The organism is Defluviimonas salinarum, from assembly GCF_026013545.1.
Taxonomy (GTDB): Bacteria; Pseudomonadota; Alphaproteobacteria; order Rhodobacterales; family Rhodobacteraceae; genus Albidovulum; species Albidovulum salinarum.
Map to the genome: position 1 here is coordinate 1 of NZ_JAPDOG010000066.1, position 7116 is coordinate 7116.

Sequence of the window (7116 nt, forward strand, 5' to 3'; positions counted from 1 at the left end):
TGATCGAGCGCGAGCGCCGGATGATCGAGCGCCGCATCAAGGCGGCGAAGTTCCCCGCCACGAAGAGCCTCGACAGCTTCGACTTCAAGGCAATCCCCACGCTCAACAAGGCGCTGACGATGGAACTCGCGCGGCTCGCGAGTTCGTCGATCGGCGCGAGAACGTCATCGCGCTGGGACCGAGCGACACCGGCAAGACGCATGTCGCGCTGGGGCTCGGTCTCGCCGCCTGCCAGAAGGGCCTGAAGGTCCGCTTCACCACCGCCGCAGCACTCGTCCACGAACTCATCGAGGCCGCCGACGACCGCCGCCTGCAGCGGATCCAGAAGGCCTTCGCCGTCCAGGATCTCCTCCTCATCGACGAACTGGGCTTCGTCCCTCTCTCCAAGACCGGCGCCGAGCTGCTCTTCGAGGTCATCTCCGAGCGCTACGAACGCGGCTCGATCATCATCACATCGAACCTGCCGTTCGACGAATGGACCGAGGTCTTCGGATCCGAGCGCCTCACGGGCGCGATCCTCGACCGCCTGACCCACCATGTCCACATCCTCGAGATGAACGGCGAAAGCTTCAGGCTTCGCCAGAGCCGCAAGGCCAAAACCTGATCTCCAAGCAAACCGCCCCCCCAGAACTGGCCTTCGGCCAGCGCGCCTTGGCGCGTGTCAGCTTTGTGGAGAGCACACGCGCCAAGGCGCGCGACAGTCCCAACCGTTGGGGACTATTCCGCCGCTACGCCGACCAATTTTGCGCCGGGATTGACACCCACAGGGGATCTCACCCCAGCGCCGAATCTCTTGAAGCAAAGGTTTCTTGGGAATTTGATCAGGTCACGCCCCTTCTGATCACCAGTCGGGCGCTGGATCTTCCGGATCTGCCTCGGACGCAGGAGGATGGTCTTCGGGCGGGTCGTCCGCTGCGGGGTCCGCGTCGATGGCCTGCAACGCCGGGGCGGGGTCCCGGCAAGAAGCGGCCGTCCTGAAGCGATCCCCGAGACCCGGATGCTTGGCGAGGTCTTCCCACGCGGCGCGGATGTCTCCGGGGAGGCCCCTGGGCGTCGTCACGACAAGCCAGCAGTCCGCTACCGATCCGTCCTTCAGCAGCCTGAGCACATTGGCAGGCAGTTGAGGACGGAGCAGTTCGTCGACAGGAACATATTGTGGCGAGATATCCGCCCGCCCTTCGACGGATTCTGCGACGTCCGACTTCCGCGAGATATCGTCGATAAATACCAGCCGCTTCTGCCGGACCCGGGGCGCGGGCTGAACCTGAACAGGAGGGCTTGCAACAGGTCTGGGCTGCGTGGTCTCGGGCGGAGCATCTGGTCTTTGCCGCGTGTCCCTTCGGATCGCGGTCGACGGTTCCGGCACGGGCTCCGCAACGATCTCGCTCTTCCGCAGAACTGCTGCCGACGCTGGCCACCCGAGGGCATCGCTCAGCGACGCAAGGATCCGCCCGGCCACTTCGCAATCAACGGCGTGTAAGACCCGCACCCCGTCGGCGCCGATCTCGATTTCGGCTCCCTCCCCCAGACGCACCCGGTAACCGCCACCGACAGGACGGATCGACACCCGCGCCCCGGGCGCCACCATCAGCGCCGCGCGGCGGATCGCCACCAGCACCGCGGCGCGACTTCCCGAGGGCGGTTTCAGGCCGTGGCGGTCAGCCAGCTGTGGATCTTCCTGGTGAGATTCATGTTCCCCGCGGTGGCCGCGTTCAGCTGCTTCATCGCGCCCTCCAGCGCCGTCAGACGCGCCTGCATCTCCACGATCGCCCCCTCCGGCCCTGCCAGCACTGCCATCTCCTCCGCCGAGCCCGCGAGCCCGACCATGATCCGGGTCAGCTCCCCGATCAGCTCCTCGAGGCGCTTGCCCGCGCCGTCCTCCACCCCCTGCGTCTGCGAGAGGAGCGTGACCAGGTGCAGCACCGAAGGGGTCAGGGCGTCGATCGCGACCCGGAGGCCCTCCATCGAGGCCGGCGACGGAAGCGAGGGCGAGAGGTCTTGTGTCATTCAGGGTCTCCAGCGACTGACGAACATTGCGAAGGGTTTGCAGGACGGCGTCCGGAATCGCGCCGGCGGCCAGGGCAAGCGCGCGCAGCGCGACGAGGCGCTGATTGGCGGCGGCGATGGCGCGGCGGACCGCAGCGAGGATCAGGTCGAGTTGCTCGGCAAGAAGGCCTGACCCCAGAGCGGCAGGACCCGTTGCAGCGCCTTCTCCAGGGAGTCCACCCGCTGATTCAGGCGAAGGTTGGCCCCCTGCAACTCCGCGATCTGCCGCTTCATATCCGCGGTCTCCTGGTTCATCCGGTTGACCTGTTCCAGCAGGCTCCGCTCCATCGGCGTCAGGGGATCGTGGCTCATGGCGATGCGCGCCTTTCGGGTTCTGGTCGGATTTCGAGAGATGCAGATGGTGCGCGCTCGGAATGAGCACGGCGGGCGGATCAAGATCACCTGCGAGCCAGGCCCCGGGATCGAAGGCGATCTCGGGCCAGGCCCCACGTCCGAGACGCGACCTGTTGAACGCCGCGACCCTCGCCCACTCCCGCGCGAGGCGTTCGGGGGCGCTGGCAAGGACCGCGCGCCGGGAGGCAAGCTGAGCCTCGAGATAGGCTTCGGTCGGCAGCGCTTCGGCGCCGGTGAAGGCTTCCGAACAGATCAGCCCCCTGAGCCGGATGCGGCGCACGACGGGATCGTCCAGCCGGCCGACCGTAATCGAGCGCGGCCCCTGCCTCAGCACCGTCCAGCCTTCGGCTTCGCCGGCGTCCCGCAGCCAGTCGAGAACCTCGTCCCGATTCCCGACCGGTTCGGCCAGGACATCCGCGCGCAGGCGCTCCAGCGTTACCGCCATCGGGTCTCCAACGTTCTCTGCACCGGATCGCCGCGCCACCGCCGCGGCCTTCACCTGCCAGGACTTGCCGGCGATCAGCTGCCGGCGGCGCGGATCTTCCGGGTCGGCAAGGCCGAAGCGCAGGTTGACCAGATCCCGGAACGCCAACCAGAGGTCACGCGTCCGGCCCGGAGGATCCGGGTTCCAGGCCCGCACCCGGCCGTCGGGGCCACGGATGCCCTGCGCCACGGCGAAGTTCAGTTCAAGCCGGCCCGTGTGGGTATGCGTGCCGACAAGCAGCATCGGACGCGCGGCTTCCGGGATGCCGGCGAACAGAACCTCGCGCAGCAGCGACAGGATCGCCGCCACCCTCCCCCGCTCGTCAGGATCGCCATTGTTCAACAGGTTCACATTGACGTCCTCGACAGCGAAGGACAGGACACCCGAGCGATAGCGGTTCTGGAAAGTAAGCGCCCGGAGCTCGCCCGAAACAGGACCGCGTCTCCCATCAGGATTTCCGGACAAGGATCCCGGAGGATCGTTTTCCCGGAACCCGCGCCCTTGCCATTCACGGCTTCGGCGAAGAAGTACTCGGTCAGTCCCCAGCCAACCGAGGCACCCTCGCCATCGGAGTGATGCCTGGAAAAGCCCATCAGCATGGTGGCGTCCCCGATGCCTCGGGATCCGTTACCGGAACCTCATCGGCGCCAAGCCCCGGATCTCGTTCGATGGCGTCGTGGCCCGCAGAGCGTGGCAGGCCGATCCGGCAGATCTGGCGCTCAACCTTCAAAAGCGCGACGGTCAGCGCAAGCCCATCCGGGATCGGCATGTCCTGCGACATACCGGCGATATCCTCCAGCGCGCGCGCTGCCGCGGAAAGCGCCGCGATCACCTCATCACGCCGGATCGTCCGAACCCGAGTACCGTCCGCCGCGAGAACGCGATGCAGGACATAGCGTGAAACCGCCATCCCAGCGCCCCGAGCACCCGTCTCGATCGAGGCGCGTTCGTCGTCGGTCGGGTAAAAGCTCAGCGCCTTGCGGCGGGCTTCTCTGTCTTGCTTCCTGGGTCGTGCCATCGGTCATCCGGGGTTTCGCAATGTGCGCGAGGAACCTTGTTCCTGCTGTTCAGGACAAAGCTACGAGGGACCGAAGAAAATCCAAAACGCGCAGAAGGGATTTTTTCACGCGTGCTGAAGTTACGCGGGATCAGGGGATCCGCAGCATCTTGCGGAGGTGGTACGGCACCAGTTCCTGCAACTCCCACTCCACGGTGATCGGCTTTTCGCCCTTCCACCTGGCGAAGCGGGGAACGCCGAGATAGAGGAACGGCGCGGCGGTCGACCCGCGCAGCTTCTCGCTGCGGACGAAGAGATGGATCCAGCTATTTCGGCTTTAGCGCTGGCGTGGGCCTTTTGCCGACCCCCGGCGTGCGCTCCAGCAAGCTGGCACATGCAGTGGCGCGTCGGCACGCTCGGACTTCTTGGCGTTGCTCAACGTCGGGCTTTTAGGTGGCCCTGAGCGTGCGACGACGGATAGTCGCCGGGGCGGGCGTCGAGACAGTCAACAAGTGTGTTCCGCGCCGGTTCTTGACGCTTGCGGCCGGACAACCCGATAGGGGCAGGCCGAGCCGGCCGCAGTCTTGGAACGCTATCAGGCTCTCACATCGTGCTTGGCGAGGGCATTGTAGACAACGCCGCCAAGGATTGCGCCGATCACCCAGTTGTAGCCGGACAAGAACGCGAGCCACGGCACCCAGACAGTCGCCACCGAGAAGATGGTCGCCGCCGCAAAGGCTTTGACCGCTGTGCGATTCCAGCCGTTGTCGTAGTGGTAGACGCCGCCCTTCATATCGTAGAGATCGTCCTCGTTCAGCACCTGGTTCCGGTGCCAGTAGTAATCGACGATCATGATCCCGAAGATCGGGGCGAGCGTTGCACCAAGCGTGTTTACAAAGCCACTGATCCCGAACTGGCTGATGAAACTGTTCCAGAAGCCACCGATCACCAGCGCGAAGACCGAGGTGATCAGGCCGGCGGTGCGGAAGCTAATCTTCTCGGGATTGAGGTTGGCAATGCCGTTTACCGCGGGGATGAAATTGGCCACGAGATTGATGCCGACGGTGGCGGCAAAGAAGGTGATTGCCGCGATCACGCCAAGAAGCACGCTGTCGGTCCGCTCGACGATCTCGGTCGGATTGATGATTTCCTCGCCAAAAACTACCGCCGCGCCCCCGGTGGTCAAGAGCGCCAACGCCGAGAAGAGGATCATGTTGATGGGCAGTCCTGCGAGGTTGCCCAGCATCATCGTCGGCTTGTCCTTGGCATAACGCGAGAAGTCGCTGAAATTGATCATCACCGCGGCGAAATAGGCGACCATGGTACCGACGATCGCGATGAAGCCCTTGAACTCGGTGGCGAAAGTGCCCTCGGGATTGGCGAAGATCGTTGCGGTGGCCGACAGAAGCTGCCCTTCCGAGCGCTGCCAAAGCACGATGACGAGGCCAATCATCACCAGATAGACAAAGGGCCCGGCAATGTTCAGGAAAGTTTCGACCCATCCCATGCCACGCCAGAAGATCAAGATGTGGAAGGCCCAGACAATCACGAATGACACCCAGTCGATCCAGGCGAGGCCAAGGAATTCCGTTCCGCCATGCGCGCCGGTGATGGACCGGATCAGAAGCGCGAGCGCGGTCGAGGCAAAGTAGACCTGAACGCCGTACCAGAAAACCGCCACGGTCGCGCGCAGCACCGCCGGCAGCTTCGCGCCCTGGGTGCCGAGACTGGCGCGGGCCAGAACCGGATAGGGGATGCCGTATTTCTCGCCGGCGGCGCCCGAGAGATTGACCATCCACATGACAAAAAGTCCCGCGACGATCAACGCGGCAAAGGCGGTCCAGCCGCCGACACCGTAGGAAATGAACAGCGAGGCGACCAGAGAATAGCCGAAGAGCGACTGCACGTCGTTCGCCCAGATGTTGAAGATGGCGAACCATCCCCAGGTTTTTTCGTCGGCGCCAACGGGGTTCAGCGTGCTGGTCCCCTCGGGATTCAACGTGCCGCCATGGGCCACATGATGTTCTGTAGTTGTCATCCTCTCCTCACTGAAGCCACCGGTGACGGCGGTCCAACGTGGCGCATACGTCGCGCCTGTTTGCGGTTGCAACTAACATTTTAGAAAGTATTATATCTGAACGACTATAGCGAATGCCATATAACACCTTATCGAAAATCCTACAAATCCAGGGCTCGGACATAGCGATGACGCAGGCGAAAGATAGTCAGTTACTGGCCGACAAGGCACAGAAGGCGCTCTGGACCGCGCTGCGTTCGGGCAAATTGCGCGAAGGCCAGTTTCTGTCCATGTCGCAACTTGTCGATCTGCTCGACTGCCCGATCGCCGCGATCCGGGACGCGGTGAAGCACGGAACGTCGCAGGGCCTGTTGACCACGCTGCCAAAACGCGGCGTGCAAGTGATGGAGGCGCGCCCGGACACCATTCGGGAATGTCTCGATTTCCGGATGGCATTCGATCAGGAGGGCGCGCGGCGGCGGATTTCCGAAGGCGCGACAACCGGCCTGACAGCGCTGCGAGAACGCCATGAGGACATGCGAAACGCCGCCATGGCCGCCGCGGGAAGCCATCTGCCACCGAAGGCTATCGCCGTTGATTTGTCGCTGCACGACTTCCTCGCCGAAGGTCTCGGCAATTCTCTTCTGGCCGCAGCCTATGCCGCCAACCGCATGCGCGTGGCCATCATCCAGAACGCCCGCCCGTTCCTCCAGCACCGGATCATGTCGGCCATGGAGGAGCATATCGCGATCATCGACGCCCTCGACCGCCTCGACGCCGGGGCCACCACCGGCGCAATCCGATATCACTATGAACAAACCCTGCGGTGGTGGGGTGTTGCCTGACCTCCAACACGGATCCCGGCTCAACTTCGACTGCCGCTTGGTCGATACAAACGGCGCTGATTTGCCGTTCCTCTTCGCCCCCATCCGAGGCAGACCCGACGCATTTGTTTCGGCGCAGTAAGAGCGTCTTGGTAGCATGCGGTTTATACGTCACCGGAAACACCGCTTGGACGGTAGACGCAGAAGTCAACACTTGTGCTCAGTTACTGGCAACCTGCGCGATCGCTCGGTTCCTCGATCCGGGCACAGGCGGCGCTGGCGGCATCGCGCTCGGAAGCACCTGACACGATCCGCGTACCTCCAATTTCCCGTTCGTCGATCCCGCGTCATGATGATACCCTTTCCGGGCCCCGCTGCGCCGCCTGACGTTCAC

8 protein-coding genes and 1 pseudogene are annotated in these 7116 nt (G+C 64.0%); 4 read left to right on the forward strand and 5 right to left on the reverse strand.

Annotated elements, in window-relative coordinates:
* Positions 1-604, forward strand: a pseudogene (gene istB, locus OM960_RS24995) (IS21-like element helper ATPase IstB); the annotation flags it as partial.
* A 237-nt stretch (positions 605-841) separates the two neighbouring features.
* Here istB and OM960_RS25000 read toward each other — a convergent pair.
* On the reverse strand, positions 842-1618 hold the full coding sequence (locus OM960_RS25000; RefSeq protein WP_264773885.1) for a hypothetical protein: 777 nt from the start codon (positions 1616-1618) through the stop codon (positions 842-844).
* Between the two features lie 26 nt (positions 1619-1644).
* On the reverse strand, positions 1645-2007 hold the full coding sequence (locus OM960_RS25005; RefSeq protein WP_264773886.1) for a hypothetical protein: 363 nt from the start codon (positions 2005-2007) through the stop codon (positions 1645-1647).
* A gap of 37 nt (positions 2008-2044) precedes the next feature.
* On the opposite strand from OM960_RS25005, the gene OM960_RS25010 reads away from it, so the two are divergent.
* The gene (locus tag OM960_RS25010; protein ID WP_264773887.1) at positions 2045-2179 is read left to right on the forward strand and encodes a hypothetical protein; all 135 of its coding nucleotides are present in this window, start codon (positions 2045-2047) and stop codon (positions 2177-2179) included.
* Here OM960_RS25010 and OM960_RS25015 read toward each other — a convergent pair.
* Positions 2149-2358, reverse strand: coding sequence for a hypothetical protein (locus tag OM960_RS25015; RefSeq protein ID WP_264773888.1), 210 nt, complete (start codon positions 2356-2358; stop codon positions 2149-2151). The two genes, OM960_RS25010 and OM960_RS25015, sit on opposite strands and share 31 nt — an antisense overlap.
* On the opposite strand from OM960_RS25015, the gene OM960_RS25020 reads away from it, so the two are divergent.
* The gene (locus tag OM960_RS25020; protein ID WP_264773889.1) at positions 2357-3460 is read left to right on the forward strand and encodes a hypothetical protein; all 1104 of its coding nucleotides are present in this window, start codon (positions 2357-2359) and stop codon (positions 3458-3460) included. The genes OM960_RS25015 and OM960_RS25020 overlap by 2 nt on opposite strands.
* A 16-nt stretch (positions 3461-3476) precedes the next feature.
* Here OM960_RS25020 and OM960_RS25025 read toward each other — a convergent pair whose 3' ends face one another.
* Complete coding sequence (locus OM960_RS25025) at positions 3477-3902, reverse strand: plasmid mobilization protein (protein ID WP_264773890.1); 426 nt, start codon at positions 3900-3902, stop codon at positions 3477-3479.
* A gap of 574 nt (positions 3903-4476) precedes the next feature.
* Positions 4477-5919 (reverse strand): NCS1 family nucleobase:cation symporter-1, encoded by a 1443-nt coding sequence (locus OM960_RS25030; protein ID WP_264773891.1) that lies wholly within the window; start codon positions 5917-5919, stop codon positions 4477-4479.
* A 167-nt stretch (positions 5920-6086) separates the two neighbouring features.
* On the opposite strand from OM960_RS25030, the gene OM960_RS25035 reads away from it, so the two are divergent.
* Positions 6087-6743, forward strand: coding sequence for a GntR family transcriptional regulator (locus tag OM960_RS25035; protein WP_264773892.1), 657 nt, complete (start codon positions 6087-6089; stop codon positions 6741-6743).
* The last annotated feature ends 373 nt before the right edge of the window (positions 6744-7116 follow it).

Excerpts from the sequence above, each read along its gene's own strand:
- OM960_RS25025 (WP_264773890.1), bottom strand. The coding sequence starts at position 3,902 with ATGGCACGACCCAGGAAGCAAGACAGAGAAGCCCGCCGCAAGGCGCTG.
- OM960_RS25005 (WP_264773886.1), bottom strand. The coding sequence starts at position 2,007 with ATGACACAAGACCTCTCGCCCTCGCTTCCGTCGCCGGCCTCGATGGAG.
- OM960_RS25020 (WP_264773889.1), top strand. The coding sequence starts at position 2,357 with ATGGCGATGCGCGCCTTTCGGGTTCTGGTCGGATTTCGAGAGATGCAG.
- OM960_RS25015 (WP_264773888.1), bottom strand. The coding sequence starts at position 2,358 with ATGAGCCACGATCCCCTGACGCCGATGGAGCGGAGCCTGCTGGAACAG.
- OM960_RS25030 (WP_264773891.1), bottom strand. The coding sequence starts at position 5,919 with ATGACAACTACAGAACATCATGTGGCCCATGGCGGCACGTTGAATCCC.
- OM960_RS25035 (WP_264773892.1), top strand. The coding sequence starts at position 6,087 with ATGACGCAGGCGAAAGATAGTCAGTTACTGGCCGACAAGGCACAGAAG.